This is a genomic window from Mesorhizobium delmotii (assembly GCF_900149755.1).
Taxonomy (GTDB): Bacteria; Pseudomonadota; Alphaproteobacteria; order Rhizobiales; family Rhizobiaceae; genus Mesorhizobium; species Mesorhizobium delmotii.
The window spans coordinates 101,306-123,199 of record NZ_FUIG01000013.1 but is presented as its reverse complement, the minus strand read 5'-3'; the positions used below and the strand labels follow the sequence as shown (position 1 = coordinate 123,199).

Genomic DNA, 21,894 nt, shown 5'->3' with positions numbered 1-21,894 from the left:
CGCAGCCTGAAGCGGGTGGGTTGCTCATATGTCCCTCTTGTCCTCAATCCCCTGAGCTTGCGCCGGAAGCCGCGGCGCGGCCCGGTCTCGCCGGTTCGGGAGCAGGCGGCGCACGGCGGGCGCGGCCGCCACATCGTTCCTGGCGGCGAACAGCTCGTGGTTCTTCTCGATGTCGTCGAGCTTGTAGCGATAATTGACCATCAGGCCATGCGCCTGACGCAGGGCGCGGGGCGACAGGTCGCCGAAAAGGTCGATGCGCTCCAGCCGCGCGCCATTGCCGAGATGGAACCGGGCGACCGGATCGATCACCTTGCCGGAAGCGGTGCGGGCTTCGAGGAAATACTGTGCCGCAAGAGGAAGCAGGGCCTGGCCCGCGCGGTCGCGCGCGGCAGCGTTCGCATGCCAGCCCTCGTCGGCGACGAGGTCTAACACTTCGGCGGCGGAGGGGATGGTTTCAGCCTGCTCGGCCAGCCAGCGGGCAAAGCCCGGCACCGGGGACAGCGTGACGAAATCGGTCAAGCCGGGAAGGTCGCGGCGCAGGTCCTCGACCACCTGCTTGATCAGGAAATTGCCGAACGAGATGCCGCGCAAGCCCTCCTGGCAGTTGGAGATGGAATAGAATACCGCCGTCGTGGCCTGCCGTGGCTGCACCAGCGGCCGCTCGTCGGCAAGCAGCTCGGCGATCGTCGTCGGCATCGCCCGGGTGAGCGCGACCTCGACGAAGATCAGCGGCTCGTCGCCGAGTTGCGGATGAAAGAACGCATAGCAGAGCCGGTCGTCGGGTTCGATCCGGCGGCGCAGATCGTCCCAGGTGTGGATGGCGTGCACCGCCTCGTAGCGGATGATCTTTTCCAGGATGTTGGCCGGCGTCGACCAGTCGATCCGCCGCAGCACCAGGAAGCCGCGGTTGAACCATGACGACAGGAGGTGCGTGAAATCGGCATCGACGATGGCGAGATCGGGCGATGTGGGCAGCCGGGTAAGCAGATCCTCGCGCATGCGCACCAGCGTCTCGATGCCGCCGGGCGCCAGGTTCAGGCGGCGCAGGAGCTCCTGCCTGGCCGGCTCGGCGGCGGCGTGCAGGGCAAGTGCCGAGCGATCGTCAGGCTCGGCGCGATAGGCATCCACCGCGGCGGCAAGCTTGGCATGATCAGTGCCGAAACGATCGCGCAGCACATGCAGGAAAGCCAGCCTTCCGTCGGCGCCGAGGGTGCGCCAGCGCTCCAGGATTTCCCTTGCATAGGCGACGCCCGATGCCTCGCCCTGACTGGAAAGCAGACGGGCGCACAGACGCGCCAGGCTGTCGGCTGAAACCGGCTCGTCACCGCGAACGAGGTTCAGCATCATCCGGCCGCGATCGGCGATGGTGTTCAGCAGGTCAGCGAAGAAAGGGCTGCGGTTCATCGATCCGACCGTCGAAGAGGAGCCTGCGGGAAGGTCCAGAGAGGCAAGAGGGTGAGACAAAGAATATGGATGTAGTTTCTGATATACCAACAAAATTGCCAAAAATGGACAAAGACATTTTTGGCTGGGGGACCGCATGTCACGAGCACAAGCGCACCGGCGTCGGCCAACGAATTCCTGACCGGCTGAAGAGACGGCGCGTTCTGGTAACGACGCCGGCAGCGTCAGCCGGCAGCCCGGTCGGCCGCTGTCCTGATCGCCTCGATGTTCGCCCGATAGGCTTCGACGCTGCCGCCCTTGAAGATGGCTGCACCGGCGACCAGCACGCTGGCGCCGGCGGCGGTGACCAAAGGTGCTGTTTGCGGCGAGATGCCGCCGTCGATCTCGATCCGGATCGGCCGATTGCCGATCAGCGCTTTCACCCGCTTCACCTTGTCGACGAGCCCCGGAATGAAGGCCTGGCCGCCAAAACCCGGATTGACGGTCATGATAAGGATCAGATCGAGCCGGTCGAGCACATATTCGATCGCCGTTTCCGGCGTCGCCGGGTTGAGCGACACGCCGGCCTTCTTGCCGAGGTCCCTGATCGTCTGCAGCGAACGGTCGAGATGCGGCCCGGCCTCGGCATGCACCGTCATGCCGTCGCAGCCGGCTTCGGCGAAGGCCTCCAGATAGGGATCGGCCGGCGCGATCATCAGATGGCAGTCGAAGAAGGCCTTGGTGCGGTTGCGGATCGCCTTGATCACCGGCGGACCGAAGGTGATGTTGGGCACGAAATGCCCGTCCATGACGTCGAGATGGATCCAGTCGGCGCCGGCCGCCGCTACCGCCTCGACCTCGTCGCCGAGCTTCGAAAAATCCGACGCCAGCACAGATGGCGCGATCAGGGTCTTGTGAGCCATGTTCGCTTCCCGTTCTTGGCCCGCCTTCGCCTACCGCATCGGCCCGAAAATCGGAATCGATTTTCGGAAACACGAAGCGAAGATTCAAAGCCTTAAAGCGTACTTTGTGCGTCCAAGTGGACGCACGTCGCTCTAATTGTCTCAGCGCCGCTTGTCGACAGGAATCCGGCGCCGATGGGTTGTTGCACAAAGATGGGTTGTTGCACAAAGGAGAGAGGCAGCGTCGGCCACCTCTCTCCCTGTTCAAGCGTCGCGATTTCAGTTCACCGGATGCCGCGGCCTGGCCGGTCGTGGCAGTAAGACCTTGCCGCTGCCTTTACTTCACTTTTTGCAGATTGGGTTTTTTCACAGGTTGCTTGGGCCCGCAGTGTCCACGCACCAGTTTTTCGGTTGCCCGGCAGGCGGTGATGATCAGCGGGTTCTTAACGCATGCCTTGCCCACCAGATGATAGCCGCGCTTGCAGTCGATAATGATGGGGGGCTTGCGCACGCATCTCCCGTCGATGCGCTGTTCGTTGCGCTTGCACCTGTCGGCGATCACTGCATTGGGCACGCATTTCAGGCCGACCTCATGGTAACCGGGCAGGCAGTGGATGCTGACCCCAACGCACTTGCCGTTGATACGCTTTTCGGTGCTGCGGCAGGCAGCCACGAGCGGCCTGTCGACGCATTTGCCACGGATCAGCCTCTGGCTCGGCAGGCATGTGCGGCCGGCATCGATGACGATCGGCGGAAGTTGCGGTTTGCCGGGATTGGGTCGCGTATCGACCGCCAGACCATCGGCATGCGGATCAAAATTGCGCTTGATGCAGGTAAAATCCTCGCTGCTGTTGTCGACGGTGGCGATCGAACCGTTCTGCTTGATCTCCTGCAGGGTGCACTGGATCGAGCGGGTTCTGACGATGCTGAGCTCGTGTGCGGCACTCGCCTTGAACACACCGCCATCGTTGAAGGCGGCCGTCGTGCCGGTGAAGAATGCGCCGTTCGAGCAGCTGATGCGGTAGTGAAACGCACCCGGCGCATCGCGTTCGACCTCGAACGCCACCTGGCCCTTGCGCGGGCAGAATTTTTTGAAGCCAGCGCTGTCCGAGACAGTGACTTCTCCCTGCCAGTCCGAATGCGCCGGCGGGTTTTCGGGGTTGTCCTGAGGTGCGTCGGTGAAGCCGCCCCCGCCCGCGCCGGTGCAATGGACGGTGATGTCCTTCCAGCCGTCAAATGGTTCGAACGGACCGTTGCCGATGATCTCGGTCTTGTATTGGAAGTAGGCGGTGGCGCCGACATCCTCCCATTTCTCATAGGTGGCGAAATAGCCATTCTTGGTAGCGTCGTATGACGCCCACGCCTGCTGCACCTCGGAGGTGATCGGCCCGTCGTTCTTCTGGCGCCAGATGCGCATCGACACAGGCCCGGCCTGGTTGGCCTGCGCCCGGCTCGTGACCTTCAATGACGGGCAGACCGTACCGGGCGTCGAGCCGGTCTGGTTCGACTGGTAGGTGGTCAGGAACAGCTTGACATTGTCCACGTCGAATTCGCCGAAATCATTGGCGACGTCCTGAACCGGCGGCTTGATGACGGGGTCGCAGACAACCTGGACGTCGAACGATCCATGCTCGGCATAGTGCGAGTCGTACAGCGGATGGGGCCAGCTGCCGCCCTGGGCCTCGCTGACCGCATTGTCCATGTCGAGCGCCGTGTCGGTCAGTGCCGAGAAGCTCGCATGGAAGCTGTGCGTGAACGAGTAAGACTTTGTCGGCCCATCGGGCTGGAGGTGCTGGTTGCACCTGGCAATGATCTGGTCGCCGTAAGGCACGACGGCGATACCGGTGTCCGACGACAGCGGTATTATGGAGGGATCGAAGTAGAAATTTTCCTGATGATCGTAGTCGCGGCTGACAGGTGACGTGCTCCAGATCGGCGGAAACGCGCCGCACTGGCCCGGTCCACAAACGCCGAGCGCCACGCCGACATCCTGCACATAACCTGGCCACCGTGTGTTGAGCTTCATGTGGCCCCAGAACTGGACGTTGCCGCTCTTAAGCGTGTCCCATTTTTGCTTGTCGCTCGAGCCGACATGGATCGTCGTGTTGGCGCTCTCGGTGTTGAATGACATTGACTTGATGTTCGCCTGCTTGGCGAAGGCCGGCGTGGTGGCGAGCGCGGCTGCGATCAGGGTAACGGTCGCCGCCGTATTGCGCAAAACATGTTTGGTTGAAGACATCTTCTCTCTCCCTGAAATGTTCCTTCAGGGAGTTTGTCGCCGACTGCAGCGATTAGGTTCACATGGCGGCTGAAACACGTCCGACCAACACCAAAACCCCGCCGGATTGCTCCGGCGGGGTTTTGGTGTTGCGGTCGAAGATTACGGCTTGTTACGCGCCGGATCCCTACTGGAGAGCCCGCGGCCTGCGCCTCGGCTGCTGCAAGATGTTCGGGTTCAGCAACAGGTTCGGATTGATCTGCAGCGTCGGCGCCCTGCGGATAGGGTTGCAGTCCGGATACTGTCCGACTGTCCCGACCGGACAGCGCCGCTTGATGATCGGCTGGCACCGGCCATTGATCAGCCGTGAGCCAGGCGCACACTCCACCTGCGCCCGGCGGCATGCGCCTCTGATCACCTCGGTCCCGCGCGGGCAGACACAGGCGCCGCGCTTGTTGTGAATCTGGCCGCGGGTGGTGCACTGTTCAACGGTCGGCTTCTTGACGATCGGCACGCAGGCCCTACCCCTCAGTTCCGTCCGTCTCGGGCAGACGCAATCGCCGCTCTTGGTGCGGATCTGACCGGGCAGCAGCTTGCACAGGCGTGCTGGCGGCTCGTCGGTCGACACGCACCTGCGGTTCTCCAGCTCGGTTCCGCTCGGGCAGACGCAACGCCCGTCGGAGGTCCGGATCTGGCCCTTGAGCAGCACGCAGCGCTCCTTCGGCTTCGGTATGATAACCGTGCCGCCACCCGACGAGCACTGGCCGTTGCGGAAAGTGGTGCCTTCCGGGCAGACGCACCGGCCGGCGTCGTTCATGACGAGATCTGCCGAGCACTCCTTCTGCACCTCATTCTTGATGGTGAAGGGATGGCAGGCATAGGCCTTGCCGCGATCGCCCTGCACGTTGGTCAGGTCGCGGGAGAGCACTTCGCCCGCACCTCGCACCGGCGTGTGGGGCGACAGCACGCCGACGCAGTTCTGGCCGCTGACGGTGCCCTGCAGATTGGCCAGGCGGCCGTCGTCGGGAATGATCACGGTCACACGGTGAACGTGGCTTTCCCCGGCGCCGAGCGTCAGATTGGCGATGCAGGATGCCGGCAAGGTCGCCGGTTCCGGCGCGCAGCCGAAGGGCGGGTCGATCAAGGTGATCGCAACGCCTTCCAGCCGGCCAAGGCCTTCGACGCCGATCGCATCACCGATGCGAACCGGACCGGAGAAGGCGTTTTGGCCATCGTTCGCGATGGTGATCTCGAATGAGCATCGCCGGCCGATCCGGCACTCGGCATCACCAGCCTTCTCGACACGGATGGTCGAGGCACCGCCACCCTTGGCGCAGGCCCTGCCGATCGGATAGACAATGTCGTCTCCTGGCGCCGGGCCGTAGAAGCCGCGTGCGCAGTTCTCGAACACGCCATTTGCTGCAACCGTCACATCGAAGTGGCGGCTGGTTCCGGGCGTCATGACGGCGCCGGGAATCTGGCACGACAACGCATTGGCCGGAACCGGTCCGCACGTCCATTCCGCGCCGTCAGGGGTGATGGTCTGGATCGGGACGGGCGCGCCTCCGGCCACCAGCGCGGCGGCATCGTTGACCCGCACCGGACCAGTTGGGGCAGTGGTGCCGGTGCTGATGACGGTGATGCGGCAGGTGACGGCGACAGCACCGGCCAGCGAGCCGCTGCACAGCTTGGTGATGCGAATGGCCGGCTTGCCGCCATCACCGATGCGTTGCTTGGCGCAGCCCCGGTTGTTGGTGAGGTCGTTCTCACCGGGGATGGCTTTCACCTCGGCGCAGTTCTCGACGGTGTCCGGACGGTAGCCGGGCGGCATCACCGCCTTGACGAAAATCGGCGTCGAGGCGCCCGGCGAGAGCACGATGCCGGCATTGTCGCAGCGGAACTGGCCGGGACCGTTCGGTCCGCATGTCCAAGGCGGGGTCGGCCCGAAGCTCGACGATGCCGGCGCGCCGCCCGGATAGGTGTCGGTGACCGTCAGCGGCCCGTCATAGAGGACGCTGCCGTTGTTGATGATGTCGATCACGAAGGTGCAGACACGATCGGCCGTGCAGACCGGGGTGCGGGCACGCTTCTTCAGGATCAGATCGAGCTTCTTTTCCACCGGCGGCCGGCAGTCGCGGTCACGGTCGCCACGCCGGCAGATCGGGATCGAGGCGCAGCCGCGGTCGTTTTGCTGGCTGCCGAACAGCGGCTTGCCGCTGGCCCCATAATTATAGGCGGCGCAGTTGCGCAAGATGCGGCCCTTCCAACCTCCGGCCGGCTTGAAGCCGAGCTTGAGGTCGACGGAGGCACCCGGGTTGAGCGTGGTCACTGGATGGGTGCATATCATCGGGGTGGCCGCCGGCGCACAGGCCCAGGGCGCATTCGGTCCTGAATCGAGAGTGGAGCCGGCCGGCAGCGTTACTTCGTCGATAACGATCTTGCCGTGATACGGCCCGGCGCCGACATTGGTGACCCTGATGGTGAAGTCGCAGTCGCCACCCATCGTGCAATGCGGAACGTCGGCGCGTTTTTCGACTTTCAGATCCGGCTCCCTGTCCTTGGGCGGACATCTCTGGTCGCGCGGAATGACGATTTCGATTGTCTGCGTGCAGCACAGGCCCCAGCCCTCTTCCGGGCCGGCATAGGTTTCGATTCCGGTGACGATGAGGTGGATGACGTCGCCAGGTGAGGCACCGACGATCTTCCAGTCGAGCACACCGCCGCCCGCCGGCGCCAATTGCGTGTCGGGGATGATAGTGATGCCTGGTGTCGTCGTCGAAAGCTGCACCCATTTGCCGCCCATCTCGGCGCCGACCGGCATGTGGTAGATGAAGGCGCCGCCGCCGGGTACGCAATCGACCGTGCCGCGTTCCACCTTGAAGCATTCCCGGTCGCCGGGAGGTGGAGGCGGCGGGCTGCATTTGGCCAAGTCGATCTTGATCGAGGTTTTTTCGCCGGTGAGGAAATTGCCGTCGTCCGGCTTGGCCGGATCCTGCGACGGGATGATGGTCCCGGTGCCGGGTCCGACCGTCAGCTTGATCATGCCCTGATTGTCGACGATCGCCGGCGAGGCAAACGCCGCATGGTCGATCCTGGCGGTGATCTGCAAGGTGATGACGCGCTCGTTCGGAGCGCCGACGCCGTCGAGATCGGAGGCTGAGATCCGGAAATCGGAAACATCAGCCGTGTCGTTGGGATTTGCCGACGTGCTGATCGAGGCCCCGGGCAGCGGTCCGCCTGACGCATCCGAGCCGTCGTCGGACACATGCACGCCGACGATCCGCAGGCCATTCGGAAGCTGGTCCTTGAAGTCGATCTTGACCTTTTCCAGCGCGGCCGCGAGGCTCGGGCTGGCAAAAGCTTGCGGATTGCCGCGCAGGCCAAAGCTCAGCGAATATACGACAAAGTCGCAGCCTCGTTGCCTGCCTTTCTTGGTAAGGAAAGGCACAACCCGGCCGGGCCGCGGATTGACGATGCGCGGATTGTCCAGGTCGAGCCCGAAATCCGGACTGGCGGTTACGAGCGGACCGGGGTCGGCGGGCTTGTCGAGGTCGGCCTGGCTGGTCTGGGCCGGAACAAGGTCCTGGGCGAAGCCTTGCGCCGGGGCCAGCATGGCGACCGCGATCCCGGCCGCCATCAGCCAGCGCGCGCCGCGCCCGGCGAGTGACAGCGGTTTCATGATCGTCGCACGCGGGGAAAATGCTGAATTGCTCATCTTCCCCTCCTCAACGTTCGCAGCTGACGGCTGGGGTTCTGAGCGGCACGGTCATCTTGCAGCAAGGGAAGTAGCCGCCCTTGTCGCGGTCGGACCGCCTGTAGAAGCAGAGCCCGACATCGACCGTGTCGCCAGGATAATGGCCGGTGATGCCGATCGTGTAAGGCGCGCCGGGAGCATGCGATTGGGGTGAAGTCACGCCGACGCCTGAAGTCCTGGACATTGCCTTGATCGAATCGCCGCCAAAGCCGGCAGGGTCGCGGAGATAGAGTTCGGCCTTGAGACCGGAGGGCGCGCAGAAATACCTGACATCCTCAAGGTCGAGGCAAGGAGGCACGCCGCCGGGCCGCGGAAAATCACGCGGATAGAAAGGTGGCAGGTAACCGCCGCCCGGTATCTGCTCGTAGTAGCCGGCACGGCCTTCGCAGGGGTGCCAGACCTCGACGTCGCCGACATGACCTTCAACCTCGGGGTCCTCGAAATAACCGTCGAAGTCGACGAACCACGAGCCGAAAGGTGGCACGTTGGCCGGCTTGACCAGCGCCATCGGCGTGATCTGCACGCCGTGCACGGCCAGCGGCCCGCCAAGCTGTTCGGCAAGCCCAGGGTTATCACGCAATTTGTCGCCGGTCTTGACCAGCGTGTCGGTGCAGACGTTCGCGTCGAGGTTGCCGTCGGCGTCATAGCCATATTGCAGGTCGAGGCCGCCGGCCGACCGCCGGTTGCCCTGGGGGAAGCCGACCGCATAGTCCTGCGGCATTTCCACCCAGATTGATTCCGTCGCCGGATCGTCCGGGTTTTCGCGCCAATAGCGGATGACCTCTCCCTTGACGGAATTGGCGAACCGGCTGTAGTCGTGGCGGCTTTCCACCGGGCCGCGCTGGGCCAGGTACATGAAGCCGCTGATATCGAAAGCGATGTCGGTGACGGCGTGGTCCTTGCCGGCCTTGACCGTCAGCTCCCAGCGCGGGTCGCCGGCAAAGCTGCCGTCGCGGGCAACGCCCACCGACCAGATCTCGGCCTTTTCACCGACCGAATAATAGAGCCGGCCGCCATGATAGGCGACGGACCAGACGCGGCGCTCGTCCTGCGTGTAGCCCCAGCTGTCCGGGTCTTCGCTGTCGAACGCAGCGTCTTCGATGTCCATCCCCGTCCCATCGTCGGCAAGCGGGGCCAGCCCGTGCGCCGGGCGCCCGGCAACGCCGTGGTCGAACCTGTCGATCAGGGCGCCGTTGGCGTCGATGCGGTGGATGAGACCGGTGTCGAGGTCGCTGGCGAAGAGCTGGCGGTGGATATTGTCGAAGGTGACGTCGCCGATGCCGGGACCCCTGTTGGTGTCGATGTCGGCGAATTTGCTCACCTGGCCGGTGATGCCGTCGATCTTCCAGATCGTGCCCGGTCCGCCACCGTTCTCGGTGCCGAATTGGCCGTCCATGAAGGTGGCGCCGGCAGCACCGCGACGCTGCCGCTCGGGACGACCGTCCGCATCTTCGTCTGAAGTGACGATGCGGATGCCGTGCAACGAGGTGGCGCCGGCATAGAGGTTCGGAATGCCTGAGGGAGCGCCGTCGCGGACACCGTCGTCATAGGTGATGGCGAACACCAGGCCGATCTGCCCGGCCGTCACTTCGAAGGGCGGCGGGGTGAAGACGAGCTGGCCGGAGGCCGGCCCGCCCAGCCTTGAAACGTCTAAGACGCGCAAGGTTGCGCGCGTCGTGTCGATGAAAGTTTCGTCGAGAGGGTCGACGCCGGGCGGCAGGCCTTCTTCGAAATTGGGAATGACGGTGCCGGAAAATCCGGTCACCGCCATCGAGCCTGGATAGATGATCTGCGTTTGCTGCGCCTGGGCGGCACCGCCAAGCCACAGGGTGGTGGCGAGCGCCAGCGCCAGAAAGCCACTGGTTTGTTGCATCGCACAACGCGAACGGCCAGCACGAGTGCGCATGAACGCGCCGTGGTCGCCAGACATGGAGTTCCCCCCGTGGGCTACGGGAGAAACATCCGGCATTTCCGCGCAAATCAGGGCAAGACGCGGCGCTCCGGCACGTTTTTCCCTGATCGAATTGTCTGCTTTCCTCGTAGTCACGATATGCCGGCACTTACGCAGGGTCAACGGAATCAGCGGAAGGCCTGGCATATCGGCTCCATCCCACAAATGGTGGTCGCGCTGAGTTCCCGGAGACCGCGGAGGCTCTGGATTTCCAGTCATGGGGCTTTCCTTTCCAGGGCCGCACCATGCGGCGCACCTTGGTGTCAGTCGCGAACGGACGCGGAAAGGTTCAGGGGAGCCATGGCCGGAGAAAAGGATGTTGGATGCCTTGCGCAGAATGCTTGCGCGCCGCGCAGCCTGTTCTTATATACGCGCCAAGCCGTTCGACGCCGGAATGCCGGTGGCCGAAGCGGAATTTCTTGTGAACAGGGGCTTTCGCCGGAACGCCTGTACGGGTCCTGAGAGCCTGCTTAGCGGAGAGATTAGAAAAATGGCAAAAGTAATCGGTATCGATCTGGGGACTACCAACTCTTGTGTCGCCATCATGGATGGCAAGGAATCGAAGGTGATCGAGAATGCGGAAGGCGCGCGCACGACCCCTTCCATCGTCGCCATAAACAGCGATGGCGAGCGCCTCGTCGGCCAGCCGGCCAAGCGCCAGGCAGTCACCAATCCTGAAAATACCATCTTCGCGGTCAAGCGCCTGATCGGCCGCCGCTATGACGATCCGGTGACGGAAAAGGACAAGAAGCTTGTCCCCTACAAGATCGTCAAGGGCGACAATGGCGACGCCTGGGTCGAGGCCGGCGGCAAGAAGCAGTCACCCAGCCAGATCTCGGCGATGATCCTGCAGAAGATGAAGGAAACGGCGGAAGCCTATCTCGGCGAGAAGGTCGAGAAGGCGGTCATCACCGTTCCAGCCTATTTCAACGACGCCCAGCGCCAGGCGACCAAGGATGCCGGCAAGATCGCCGGACTTGAAGTGCTGCGCATCATCAACGAGCCGACCGCGGCCGCGCTTGCCTATGGCCTCGACAAGAAGGAAGGCAAGACCATTGCCGTCTATGACCTTGGCGGCGGCACCTTCGACATTTCAGTGCTCGAAATCGGCGACGGCGTCTTCGAGGTGAAGTCGACCAATGGTGACACCTTCCTCGGCGGCGAGGATTTCGACATGCGTCTGGTCGAATATCTGGCGGCCGAGTTCAAGAAGGAACAGGGCATCGACCTGCGCAGCGACAAGCTCGCCCTTCAGCGCCTCAAGGAAGCGGCCGAAAAGGCCAAGATCGAGCTGTCGTCGACGACGCAGACCGAGATCAACCTGCCCTTCATCACCGCCGATGCCACCGGTCCCAAGCACCTGACGCTGAAGCTGACGCGGGCGAAGTTCGAGAGCCTGGTCGAGGATCTCGTCCAGCGCACGATCGATCCCTGCAAGGCGGCGCTCAAGGATGCCGGTCTGAAAGCCGGCGAAATCGACGAGGTCGTCCTGGTCGGCGGCATGACCCGCATGCCCAAGATCCAGGAGATCGTGAAGCAGTTCTTCGGCAAGGAGCCGCACAAGGGCGTCAATCCGGACGAGGTCGTCGCGTTGGGCGCCGCCATCCAGGCCGGCGTGCTGCAGGGCGACGTCAAGGACGTGCTGCTGCTCGACGTGACGCCGCTGTCGCTCGGCATCGAGACGCTGGGTGGTGTGTTCACGCGGCTGATCGAGCGCAACACGACGATCCCGACCAAGAAGAGCCAGGTGTTCTCGACGGCCGAGGATTCACAGTCGGCCGTGACCATCCGCGTCTTCCAGGGCGAGCGTGAAATGGCCGCCGACAACAAGGCGCTCGGCCAGTTCGACCTGGTCGGCATTCCGCCGGCGCCGCGTGGCGTGCCGCAGATCGAGGTCACTTTCGACATCGACGCCAACGGCATCGTCAACGTCTCGGCCAAGGACAAGGGCACCGGCAAGGAGCACCAGATCCGCATCCAGGCGTCTGGCGGCCTTTCGGACGCCGACATCGAGAAGATGGTGAAGGACGCCGAAGCCAATGCCGAGGCCGACAAGAAGCGGCGCGCGCTGGTCGAGGCCCGCAACCAGGCCGAAGCGCTGGTGCATTCCTCGGAGAAGTCGCTGAAGGAATATGGCGAGAAGGTTTCCGAGGCCGACCGCACGGCGATCGCCGATGCGATCGCGGCGCTGAAGACCGCGGCCGAAGGCGACGACACGGCCGAGATCGAAGCCAAGACCCAGGCGCTCGCAGAAACTTCGATGAAGCTCGGCCAGGCCATGTACGAGGCTTCGCAGAAGGAAGCCGCGGAGGCTGACGCCAAGGCGGATGCCGCCAAGGACAGCGACGTGGTCGATGCCGATTTCGAGGAAATCAACGAGGACGACGACAAGAAGAAGTCGGCCTGAGCGGCCTGACGGCAGGTTTAGGCGCATGACCCCGAAATCGGAATCGATTTCGGGGAGGATCATGCGCAAAAATCAAAGTGCTACAGCGTCCTTTGCGCGTCCAACAGGACGCGCGGCGCTGTAGTAAAGCCCGGCGCAAAGCCGGGCTTTTTTGCAACTATGGCCGAAAAAGTGCGGGCCTGATCGAAAAAGTGCGAGCAAGCCCGTGTCAACACTGGCATCCCGGCTCCATCGCACCTAAATCGGAACAGCGTGCCGGCAAACGACGCAACAAGGCTTCAAGACGTTGAATATCCGGACTGCAGGAAAAGATGAAAGCTGATTTCTACGAAACGTTGGGCGTGCAAAAGGGGGCCGACGAGAAGGAGCTCAAGAGCGCTTTCCGCAAGCTCGCCATGCAGTTCCATCCCGATCGCAATCCCGGCGATCATGCCTGCGAGCACAAATTCAAGGAAATCAACGAAGCCTACGAGACGCTGAAGGACCCGCAGAAACGTGCGGCCTACGACCGTTTCGGCCACGCCGCCTTTGAACAGGGCGGCATGAACGGCGGAGCACACGGCTTCGGCGCCGGCGGCTTCGCCGACATCTTCGAGGATATTTTCGGCGACATGATGGGCGGGCGCCAGCGCCGCTCCTCAGGTGGCCGCGAGCGCGGCGCCGACCTGCGCTACAATATGGAAATCACGCTTGAGGAGGCGTTTACCGGCAAGACCGCACAGATTCACGTGCCGGCCTCGATCTCCTGCACGGAATGCTCCGGCAGCGGCGCCAAGCCCGGCACCCAGCCCGTCACCTGCTCGATGTGCAACGGCCACGGCAAGGTGCGCGCCACGCAAGGGTTCTTTTCGATCGAGCGCACCTGCCCGCAATGCCAGGGGCGTGGCCAGACCATCAAGGAGCCGTGCCCGAAATGTGCCGGCCAGGGCCGCGTCACCGAGGAGCGCTCGCTGTCGGTCAATATCCCGGCCGGCATCGAGGACGGCACCCGCATCCGCCTTGCCAATGAGGGCGAGGCCGGCCTGCGCGGCGGCCCGTCGGGCGACCTCTATATTTTCCTCGCGGTCAAGCCGCACGAATTCTTCCAGCGCGACGGCGCCGATCTCTACTGCAAGGTGCCGATCTCGATGACGACGGCAGCACTTGGCGGCTCCTTCGAGGTGGCGACGCTGGACGGCACCCAGACGAAAGTGAAAGTGCCGGAAGGCACCCAGAACGGCCGCCAGTTCCGCCTAAAGGGCAAGGGCATGCCGGTGCTGCGCCAGCACAATGTCGGCGATCTCTATATCCAGACCGCGGTCGAGACGCCGCAAAACCTTTCCCGCCGCCAGCGCGAGTTGCTGGAGGAGTTCGAGCAGCTTTCCTCGAAGGATAATTCGCCGCAGTCGAGCGGCTTTTTCGCCCGCATGAAGGACTTTTTCGAAGCCTTCGGCGAGCGCTGATGCCTATTCTCGCCAATCCGGTGTAGCGTGCAATCAAGGCGAGGCTTCCCTAGCGTCATCAACATCTTATACCGGCATCCGCCTTGCCTTGGACCCCGTAGCTGCTAAGTAGCCTCTCGGGGGGAGCGTTCAGGAGAACTTGCATGGCACATGGTCCCGGACTGCGAAAGGCGCTGGCGGAAAAGTTCGACGACGAACTGAAGTTCTTCAAGGGCTGGATCGACAAGCCGAAGGCGGTCGGTTCGATCGTGCCGACCAGTTCCACCACGGCCCGCAAGATGGCCTCCGTCGTCAACCCGAAGTCGGGCCTGCCGGTGCTCGAAGTCGGGCCCGGCACCGGCGTCATCACCCGAGCCATCCTCGCCCAGGGCGTAAAGCCTGAAAATCTCTACGCAGTCGAATACTCCCCCGATTTCGTGCGCCATCTGCGCCAGCTCTATCCCGGCGTCAACGTCATCGAGGGCGACGCCTTCAATCTCGATGCGACACTCGGCGACAAGAGCGGTCTGACCTTCGATTCGGTCATCTCCGGCGTGCCATTGCTCAATTTCCCGGTCGCCCAGCGCATCGCCTATGTCGAAAGCCTTCTCGACCGCATCCCGACAGGCCGCCCGATCGTGCAGCTGACCTACGGCCCGCTGTCGCCGATCCCGCCCGGCCGCGGCGACTACACGGTCGAGCACTTCCATTTCGTCATCCGCAACATCCCGCCAACGCAGCTGTGGATCTACCGGCGCGGGGCGCATTAGGGTGTGCCGATATTCAGGTGAGGCCGGCCTCCAAATGGCAGCTTCCTGCGCTTCCGGTGCTCACGTACTTCAAGTACGCTCCGCTCCGGTTCTCGGAACCCACCTGTTTGGTCGCTTCGCGCCCGTCTTCGACTCCGGCTCGGCCTGACCTGAATCTCAACACACCCTTCACTCAAGTGCCTCAAAGATCGCTTTTCGATTTTTGGGCCGGTGCGTTGATTTGACCGTTCCTTGGCTGTACCTGTCCGGGGACAAGTGTGGCCAATGGCAGTGATCTCGAAAATTCTCGTCGTCGCAGGTTCGATTCGCACTGGCGCCTACAGCGGCAGGACCGCCGATGTGGCGCAGAGGGAACTCGCCCTGCAGGGTGCCGAGGTGACCCGCATCTCGCTTGTCGAGTATCCGCTGCCGATCCTCGACGAGGACCTGGAAAAGGAGAAAGGCATTCCTGAAAACGCCATCAAGTTTGCCCGGCAGATCGCTGCGCATGATGGGCTGCTGATCGCGACGCCCGAATATAACGGCTCGATCCCGCCGCTGCTCAAGAACACCATCGATTGGGTGAGCCGGGTGCGCATGGATGGCGGGCGGTCGTTCAGGCCGTTCGCCGGCAAGCCCGCCGGCCTTTGTTCGTCTTCCAAAGGACATTTCGCCGGGGTACGCTGCATCAACCATCTGCGCGCCGTGCTGGTGCGCTGCAAGATGGAGGTGGTGACGCCGGAATGCTCGGTGCCGGAGGGCGGCAACGCCTTCGACGAGGACGGAAATTTCAGGGACGAGAAACTGCACAGATCGATGGAGCACCTATGCCGCACGCTGATCGAAACCTCGCGCATGCTGTCGACGCGGATCGAGGCGTGATCCAGCAACGCGACAGCACCATGCAAGACAGGCTGATCGTCGGCCTCGACCTGCCGACGCTGAAGGACGCCGAGAAGGCGGTGCGCGAGCTCGACGGGGTCATCTCCTTCTATAAGATCGGCTATCAGCTCGCATTCGCCGGCGGCCTCGACTTCGCCCGCGAGCTCGCCAGCGGCGGCACCAGGATCTTCCTCGACATGAAGCTGCTCGACATCGACAACACGGTGGCCAAGGGTGTCGAGGCCATTGCCAGAATGGGCATGACCATGCTGACGCTGCACGCCTATCCGAAGACGATGAAGGCAGCGGTCGAGGCCGCCAGGGGCAGCGATCTCTGCCTGCTCGGCGTCACCGTGCTGACCTCGATGGACGAGCAGGACGTGATCGACGCCGGCTATGAGCATGACCCGCACACGCTGGTGCTGAGGCGCTCCGAACAGGCGCTGCATGCCGGCATGGGGGGCATCGTCTGCTCGGCCGAGGAAGCGGAAGCGGTGCGCCGGATCGTCGGGCCCGACATGGCCGTCGTCACGCCGGGGATACGGCCCAAGGGCAGCGACCATGGCGACCAGAAACGCGTGGTCACGCCGGCGCAAGCGATCCGCAACGGCTCCAGCCATCTCGTCGTCGGCCGGCCGATCGTCGGCGCCGCCGACAGACGGGCGGTCGCGGAAGCAATTCTTGACGAAATGCGCTCGGCCTAGGACCAATTCCGAAACTCTACTCCGGCGGCCGTCTGACGGCGTTTTCTCCGCTTCCGGTGCTCATATACTTTAAGTACGCTCCACTCCGGTTCTCGAAAACGCCCCCAGCCATCTCGCCGGAGCGATTTTCGAAATCGGTCCGTGCACGGCCAAAAACCAGGAGAAGAAGCATGCCAAAGGGATACTGGATCGCCCGCGTCGATGTGCGCGATGCCGAAGGCTACAAGGACTATGTTGCCGCCGCCAAGCTTGCCTTCGACCTTTTCGATGTAAAATTCCTGGCACGTGGCGGTGCACATGAAAAGGCCGAGGGCCCAGGTCGCGACCGCAATGTGATCATCGAGTTTCCGTCATTGGCTGCGGCGCAGGATTGCTATCACTCGCCCGAATACCAGCGCGCCGTCGCGATCCGCCAGAAGGTGGCCGACGGCGAGATCGTGCTGGTCGAAGGGGTTTAGTTCAGCGGCCACCGCCGTAGCGTGCAGAGTCATTTGGAACCGTCGCGAACGTGCCCGCGGCGATCAGACCGGATGCAGGATGTAAAGCTTGCGCGTTTTCTCGTGGATGGTCCATTCGCCCTCCCAGCCAAGAGGCAGGACAAGCAATTCGCCGGGCCCGACATCTTTGGCCGCGCCGTCGGGACCGTGCAGCGTCACGCGGCCGGAGACGATGTGGCAAATCTCGGAATTCGTGTCTCGGCGCGCGGTGAACCGGCCCTGCGAACATTCCCAGACACCGACTTCGATCTTGCCATCTTCCGAAGTCCACTGGCGGACTTGGCTGCAGGGTTCCGGGCAGCTTCACGCAGGATTTCTGCTCAAGACGCGGCCAATCGACCAAAACGACTCGCAGCGGTCTCGGCCATCGCATCGGCGAGGCCCATCTCCCACTGCGTACGGCAATAGGCGCGGAAATCGAAGCAGGGCAGGCCGGGGCAGACCTCGAACTCGATGAGATGGACGCTGTCGTCGGCCTCGACCCGGAAATCGATGGAAAACACATCCCGCAGGCCAAGTCCGGTCATCATGCTTTCGGCGATCCGTCGGATCCTTGCATCGGCTCGCGGCTGGCTGGCGGCGACCGGCAGCAGCACCGGCTCGGCATATGTTCCCGCCGCCTTGGCAGCCTCGCCGGTGTCGCCGTAAAGCGCCAGGCTGTCCGCCATGGTCTGGAAATCACCGCCCGCATCGACAAAGGCGATGCCGAGCGCCTCGACCCCGGTGTCCGGCTTCAGGCCGAGAAAGCTCGCGCGCGCATTGCGCCCGGCGACATAGGGCTGCACGACGACATCGTCGCGATAGGCGGCGAAAACGCGCCGGCTAAGCTCCAGCGCATGGCCGAGATCGTTACAGCGTGAATCCGGCCAGATGCCGATCTTGGCGCCGAGCCGGTTCGGCTTTACGAACCAGCCGGCTGGCGAAGCCGGTGGCTCGACCAGCCAATGACCGTCGCGGGCCAAACCGGATTGCGGCACCGGCAGGCCGAGTGCGCCGAGCACGGCGCCGGAGCGGAATTTGTCCTGGCAGAGTGCAAACAGCGCATCATCGGCGCCGAGTGCCTTCAGGCCGTTCAGTCTTGCCAGAGCCGGCGCCGTACCGCCTCGGAAATAGGCGATGCCGTCGGTCAGCGTCCACACCAGCGTCGTGTCCGGGCCCTCAACGGCAAGCACGCTTGCGGCATCGTCGAGTTCCACCGGCACGAAGGACAGGCCGCGCGTCTGGCAGGCTGCCGCCAGCGCGTCGAACTCAGGGGCGATGTCGGTCGACTGCGCCAGATAGGAGGCGATTTCGGCGGCGCGCGCCGGCACGTGGCCATCGGCGACCAGCCGGTCGAAGCAGGCCTTTTCCGGCTCGTAGACAAGGATCAGCTTCGGCCTGCGGCTTGACATGAGATGCACGATCCCGGGGATGAACGGGTCCTGGCAGCGCGATTGCCTACCATCGCACGGCGGACGCATTCGGCTTTCGCGGAAAACCGACGTCAGCTGGACGCCTGCACGACAGTGCGGCGCTATCTTCATGTTGACCGTGATCTTTTCCGGACCGAAGGTTCGGGATCATGGTCTAGGCGATCAGCACGCGCGGCTCGAAGCGGCCGTTGACCGGAATATCGAGCAGAAACGTCATGCCGGCTTGCGGATCCAGCAGGCGCTGTTTCTCATCCTTGCCCGACCAGGCAGAGGTGACCGCCAGCCGGTCGGCATCCCTGCCGACAAAGGCGGGGCAGGAGGGCTGCGTCGCCGGCATCGCGACCGATCGGATGAGCTTGCCGTCAGGCCCGTATGCTTCGATGACGCTGCCGCCCCAGCAGGCGTTCCAAAGAACACCGTCGCGATCGAGCACCGAACCGTCGATATAGCCCTTGGCCTTGCGGTGATCGACGAAGATCTTCGGTTCGCCGACCGGCAGGCCGGTCGCTGGATCGCAACCGACGCGCATCAACAGGCCGGTGCTGGTATCGGTGTAATGGGCAACGGTTCCATCTTCGGAAAAGCAGATCGAGTTCGACACGGTGATATCCGAAAAGAGCCGGCGCAGCTCTCCCTTGTAGAACCAGTAGATCGAGCCTATGGCCTTTTCCTCGCCTTTGCCCATCGTCCCGACCCAGAAGGCGCCGCAGGGGTGGACGCGCGAATCGTTCGAGCGCGTCGTCGGATTGTCGGCCTCGATCGTCGTATGCAGTGTCATCTTGCCGGTCGCCACGTCGCGGACATGCAGGCCGGTTTCGGTGGCGATCAATTGTCTTTTGTCGTCGATGAAGGCGATCGCGCTGGCCATCTGGCCAAGCTCTTGGATTTTGACCGTACCGCCGGAAAGGCGCTTTTCCAGAAGCTGGCCGTTGACGATGTCGAACCAGTAGAGCGTATCGGTGGTGGGGTCGTAGCTCGGGCCTTCGCCGAGCTGGCAGACATGGTCGGAAAAAACCGAGACGATGGCTTCGCTCATCCTGCCGCTCCAAGCGCCGCATCCCAGGCTGCGACTGCGGCCTGGGCCCGCGTTGCCACCTCATCGACGCTCATGCCTGGCTTGAAAAGGCTGGAGCCAAGGCCGAAGACGCTGACACCTGACGCCTTGTAGCCGGCAAAGTCCTTTTCCGAAACGCCACCGACCGCGCCGACCAGCGTCTCAGCCGGCAAAACGGCGCGCATCGCCGCGATGCCGGCCGCGCCAAGCACGCTGGCCGGGAAGAATTTCAGCGCCGAGGCACCGAGCCGGATGGCCTGGAAGGCCTCGGTCGGCGTGAACACGCCGGGCATCGTCACCATGCCGTAATGCATCGCCCGGCCCATGACCTCGGCATCGATGTTGGGGCTGACCAGCAGCCGCCCGCCGGCCTTGTGCAATCCATCGACATCGGCTGCGGTCAGCACTGTCCCGGCGCCGACCAGTGCCGTCGCCGGCAGCGCGTCAACAATCCTGGCGATCGAGGTAAACGGGTCCGGCGAATTGAGCGGCACTTCGATCGCTTCGATGCCGGCCTCGAAGATCGCCCGGCCAATGGCCACCGCCTCGTCCGGCTTGAGGCCGCGCAGGATGGCGACAAGCCCGCGCTCGAGCTTCGGAAACGGTGCGGTCTCGGTCATGCGGCAACTCCGCTTCCAGCAATCATGCCATTTTTGCGCGCCGCCTCGATCAGGCCGGCACGCACCGCCTCGTCGGCATCGACGGCTCTCACCGCAAGTCCAGCAAGACCGAGCGCCTCAGTATAGAGCGTGCTGAGCGCGCCGGAAGCGACCAGCACGACCGACCCGCCTTTGCCATAACGGCGGCTGGCCGAGGCGATCTCGCCGCCGATCAGCAGGCCGGACAGGCAAGCAGCGGCATCGCCGGGCTTCAGGTCCTGCAGCAGGCCGGCAGCGCGGATCGAGAACAGCCTCGACGTGACATCGCCGCCCTCGGCCAGCGCTTGCTCGCACCAGCGCTGAAAAAAAGGATTGCCTGATGCAACCGGCTGTGGCTGCTCGCCCAGCGAATGGCGCAGGATCGAATGCGCCGCCAGCACCGAAAACAGCTCGCCGGTCGGCCATGTCCCGAAACCGGTAACGGCGCTGTCCTCGACCAGCACCCATTTCGAATGGGTGCCGGGCATGCAGACGAGATGGCGGCCTTTTGCCGGCAAACCGGCGCCGGCAAGCTGCGTTTCCTCGCCGCGCATGACGTCAGGCGCGTCGGCCTGGCGCTGGGCCAGGCCCGGCACGATGCGGATGTCGCGGCGCTGGCCGGGGACGCGCGCAGCGCCGGCAAGGATGGCACCGATCGGCGCCGGCACGGTGACATAGGGCGCCTCCAGCCAGCCCTGGCGCGATCCGGCCATGCCGCAGACGATGACGGGCATCGCTTCCGGCGCGCCCATCGCCGCCAGATGTCCTTCGAGGATGGTCGAAAACCCGGCGGCTTGCGCGGTGATCAGCCCGTCGTCGCCGCGGCGCTCGGCAAGCACGTTTCCGGCCTCATCGACCAGCCAGACCCTGAGACGGGTCGTGCCCCAGTCGACGGCGGCCACAGAAGGCACGCTGCTCGCTGAGTTCACAGGAAGCCCCCATCGACGATCAGCATCTGCGCGGTCAGCATGCGCGAAGCATCCGACGCCAGGAACAGCACCGTGCCGACAATGTCTTCCGGCTGCATCACTTGCTTGATGCATTGCTTGGCAATATGGGCGGCGAGCGCCTGTTCGCTAACCCAGAGCTCCTTCTGCCGCTCAGTGATCACCCAGCCGGGTGCGATCGCGTTGACGCGAATGCCGTCGGCGCCGAGTTTGCCGGCAAGCCCCTTGGTCAGGCCGACGATGCCGGCCTTGGCCGCGGTATAGGCCGGCATATCGGGGTGGTTGATCAGAAACGATGTCGACGTGAAGTTGATGATCGAGCCGCCGCCGGCGCGCTTCATGCCCGGCGCCACCGCCTGTGCGGAGAAGAAATGCGGACGCAGATTAACCGCTTGGTTGTTGTCCCAGAACTCCACGGTGACATCTTCCACCGCGTGGCGATCGTCAACTGCTGCATTGTTGACCAGCACGGTGACGTCGCCATGGGCTTCGGCCGCCTTGGCGGCTGAAGCCCGCAGCGCCTCGATGTCGCGTATGTCCGTCTTGAGATAAAGGGGCCGGCGGCCGAGATCCTTCTCGATGCGGTCGGCCAGCGCCAGGCTCGGGCCGTCGGCGATGTCGATGAAGGCGACCTTTGCTCCCTGGTGGGCAAAGCCCTCCGTCAGCGCCGCACCGATGCCGGAGCCGCCGCCGGTAATCAGCACCGAAGCACCTTCAAGGTCGGCAAAGCGCGCCGATGGCATCATCTTTTTCTCCCTGCGCATGGCCCGAAAATCAGTTTCGATTTTCGGAAAGGATCATGCGCAAAATCAAAGTGCTACGGCGTCCTTTGAGCGTCCAAAAGGACGCGCGGCGCTGTAGGCTCAGTCGGCGCGCATCCTACCCAGCCCGGTCGGGGGAGCAAGGGAGAAAAACCGATTCCCGAGGCTTATGTCAGACAAAAAGTCGATCACGCCCCACTATGCGTCCTCGCAG

At 63.8% G+C, this 21,894-nt stretch carries 16 protein-coding genes and 1 pseudogene; 6 read left to right on the top strand and 11 right to left on the bottom strand.

Annotated features, from left to right (window positions below; genetic code table 11):
• Window positions 1-24: 24 nt before the first annotated feature.
• The 5 genes from BQ8482_RS02010 to BQ8482_RS01990 form a co-directional block, all read right to left on the bottom strand.
• The gene (locus tag BQ8482_RS02010) at window positions 25-1,404 is read right to left on the bottom strand and encodes a malonyl-CoA decarboxylase (protein ID WP_244602595.1); all 1,380 of its coding nucleotides are present in this window, start codon (window positions 1,402-1,404) and stop codon (window positions 25-27) included.
• Between the two features lie 224 nt (window positions 1,405-1,628).
• On the bottom strand, window positions 1,629-2,306 hold the full coding sequence (gene rpe / locus BQ8482_RS02005) for a ribulose-phosphate 3-epimerase (RefSeq protein WP_123146049.1): 678 nt from the start codon (window positions 2,304-2,306) through the stop codon (window positions 1,629-1,631).
• Between the two features lie 316 nt (window positions 2,307-2,622).
• Complete coding sequence (locus tag BQ8482_RS02000) at window positions 2,623-4,524, bottom strand: EB domain-containing protein (RefSeq protein WP_123146048.1); 1,902 nt, start codon at window positions 4,522-4,524, stop codon at window positions 2,623-2,625.
• Window positions 4,525-4,690: 166 nt separating this feature from the next.
• Window positions 4,691-8,218, bottom strand: a complete 3,528-nt coding sequence (locus tag BQ8482_RS01995; protein ID WP_123146047.1) for a DUF7929 domain-containing protein — start codon at window positions 8,216-8,218, stop codon at window positions 4,691-4,693.
• Window positions 8,219-8,228: 10 nt separating this feature from the next.
• A complete protein-coding gene (locus BQ8482_RS01990) occupies window positions 8,229-10,130 on the bottom strand; it encodes a hypothetical protein (RefSeq protein WP_244602594.1) in 1,902 nt (633 codons plus the stop codon).
• 568 nt (window positions 10,131-10,698) lie between these two features.
• Here BQ8482_RS01990 and dnaK point away from each other — a divergent pair.
• From dnaK to BQ8482_RS01960, 6 genes are all read left to right on the top strand, one after another.
• On the top strand, window positions 10,699-12,615 hold the full coding sequence (gene dnaK / locus BQ8482_RS01985) for a molecular chaperone DnaK (protein WP_123147317.1): 1,917 nt from the start codon (window positions 10,699-10,701) through the stop codon (window positions 12,613-12,615).
• Window positions 12,616-12,926: 311 nt separating this feature from the next.
• Window positions 12,927-14,057 carry a molecular chaperone DnaJ gene (gene dnaJ / locus BQ8482_RS01980; protein WP_095491286.1) on the top strand — a complete coding sequence of 377 codons (1,131 nt, stop codon included), beginning with the start codon at window positions 12,927-12,929 and terminating at the stop codon, window positions 14,055-14,057.
• A gap of 143 nt (window positions 14,058-14,200) precedes the next feature.
• On the top strand, window positions 14,201-14,806 hold the full coding sequence (gene pmtA / locus BQ8482_RS01975) for a phospholipid N-methyltransferase PmtA (protein ID WP_123146045.1): 606 nt from the start codon (window positions 14,201-14,203) through the stop codon (window positions 14,804-14,806).
• A 264-nt stretch (window positions 14,807-15,070) separates the two neighbouring features.
• Window positions 15,071-15,667, top strand: coding sequence for an NADPH-dependent FMN reductase (locus tag BQ8482_RS01970; RefSeq protein ID WP_123146044.1), 597 nt, complete (start codon window positions 15,071-15,073; stop codon window positions 15,665-15,667).
• 20 nt (window positions 15,668-15,687) lie between these two features.
• A complete protein-coding gene (gene pyrF, locus BQ8482_RS01965) occupies window positions 15,688-16,371 on the top strand; it encodes an orotidine-5'-phosphate decarboxylase (RefSeq protein WP_123147316.1) in 684 nt (227 codons plus the stop codon).
• Between the two features lie 170 nt (window positions 16,372-16,541).
• Window positions 16,542-16,829, top strand: coding sequence for a DUF1330 domain-containing protein (locus tag BQ8482_RS01960; RefSeq protein ID WP_123146043.1), 288 nt, complete (start codon window positions 16,542-16,544; stop codon window positions 16,827-16,829).
• Window positions 16,830-16,892: 63 nt separating this feature from the next.
• Here the strand turns inward: BQ8482_RS01960 and BQ8482_RS01955 are convergent.
• The 6 genes and pseudogenes from BQ8482_RS01955 to BQ8482_RS01930 form a co-directional block, all read right to left on the bottom strand.
• Window positions 16,893-17,120: pseudogene (locus tag BQ8482_RS01955) on the bottom strand (cupin domain-containing protein); the annotation flags it as partial.
• 68 nt (window positions 17,121-17,188) lie between these two features.
• Window positions 17,189-18,259: a D-alanine--D-alanine ligase family protein gene (locus BQ8482_RS01950; RefSeq protein WP_123147315.1), complete on the bottom strand. Its 1,071-nt coding sequence runs from the start codon at window positions 18,257-18,259 to the stop codon at window positions 17,189-17,191.
• A 175-nt stretch (window positions 18,260-18,434) separates the two neighbouring features.
• Window positions 18,435-19,316: an SMP-30/gluconolactonase/LRE family protein gene (locus BQ8482_RS01945; protein WP_123146042.1), complete on the bottom strand. Its 882-nt coding sequence runs from the start codon at window positions 19,314-19,316 to the stop codon at window positions 18,435-18,437.
• The gene (locus tag BQ8482_RS01940) at window positions 19,313-19,954 is read right to left on the bottom strand and encodes a 2-dehydro-3-deoxy-6-phosphogalactonate aldolase (protein ID WP_123146041.1); all 642 of its coding nucleotides are present in this window, start codon (window positions 19,952-19,954) and stop codon (window positions 19,313-19,315) included. Before BQ8482_RS01940 ends, BQ8482_RS01945 begins: the two co-directional genes overlap by 4 nt.
• Window positions 19,951-20,901, bottom strand: a complete 951-nt coding sequence (locus BQ8482_RS01935; RefSeq protein WP_123146040.1) for a 2-dehydro-3-deoxygalactonokinase — start codon at window positions 20,899-20,901, stop codon at window positions 19,951-19,953. Before BQ8482_RS01935 ends, BQ8482_RS01940 begins: the two co-directional genes overlap by 4 nt.
• On the bottom strand, window positions 20,898-21,665 hold the full coding sequence (locus BQ8482_RS01930) for an SDR family NAD(P)-dependent oxidoreductase (RefSeq protein ID WP_123147314.1): 768 nt from the start codon (window positions 21,663-21,665) through the stop codon (window positions 20,898-20,900). Before BQ8482_RS01930 ends, BQ8482_RS01935 begins: the two co-directional genes overlap by 4 nt.
• Between the last annotated feature and the right edge of the window lie 229 nt (window positions 21,666-21,894).

Coding starts and splice junctions, on each gene's coding strand:
- BQ8482_RS02010 (WP_244602595.1), bottom strand. CDS start 1,404: ATGAACCGCAGCCCTTTCTTCGCTGACCTGCTGAACACCATCGCCGAT.
- rpe (WP_123146049.1), bottom strand. CDS start 2,306: ATGGCTCACAAGACCCTGATCGCGCCATCTGTGCTGGCGTCGGATTTT.
- BQ8482_RS02000 (WP_123146048.1), bottom strand. CDS start 4,524: ATGTCTTCAACCAAACATGTTTTGCGCAATACGGCGGCGACCGTTACC.
- BQ8482_RS01995 (WP_123146047.1), bottom strand. CDS start 8,218: ATGAGCAATTCAGCATTTTCCCCGCGTGCGACGATCATGAAACCGCTG.
- BQ8482_RS01990 (WP_244602594.1), bottom strand. CDS start 10,130: ATGCAACAAACCAGTGGCTTTCTGGCGCTGGCGCTCGCCACCACCCTG.
- dnaK (WP_123147317.1), top strand. CDS start 10,699: ATGGCAAAAGTAATCGGTATCGATCTGGGGACTACCAACTCTTGTGTC.
- dnaJ (WP_095491286.1), top strand. CDS start 12,927: ATGAAAGCTGATTTCTACGAAACGTTGGGCGTGCAAAAGGGGGCCGAC.
- pmtA (WP_123146045.1), top strand. CDS start 14,201: ATGGCACATGGTCCCGGACTGCGAAAGGCGCTGGCGGAAAAGTTCGAC.
- BQ8482_RS01970 (WP_123146044.1), top strand. CDS start 15,071: ATGGCAGTGATCTCGAAAATTCTCGTCGTCGCAGGTTCGATTCGCACT.
- pyrF (WP_123147316.1), top strand. CDS start 15,688: ATGCAAGACAGGCTGATCGTCGGCCTCGACCTGCCGACGCTGAAGGAC.
- BQ8482_RS01960 (WP_123146043.1), top strand. CDS start 16,542: ATGCCAAAGGGATACTGGATCGCCCGCGTCGATGTGCGCGATGCCGAA.
- BQ8482_RS01950 (WP_123147315.1), bottom strand. CDS start 18,259: ATGTCAAGCCGCAGGCCGAAGCTGATCCTTGTCTACGAGCCGGAAAAG.
- BQ8482_RS01945 (WP_123146042.1), bottom strand. CDS start 19,316: ATGAGCGAAGCCATCGTCTCGGTTTTTTCCGACCATGTCTGCCAGCTC.
- BQ8482_RS01940 (WP_123146041.1), bottom strand. CDS start 19,954: ATGACCGAGACCGCACCGTTTCCGAAGCTCGAGCGCGGGCTTGTCGCC.
- BQ8482_RS01930 (WP_123147314.1), bottom strand. CDS start 21,665: ATGATGCCATCGGCGCGCTTTGCCGACCTTGAAGGTGCTTCGGTGCTG.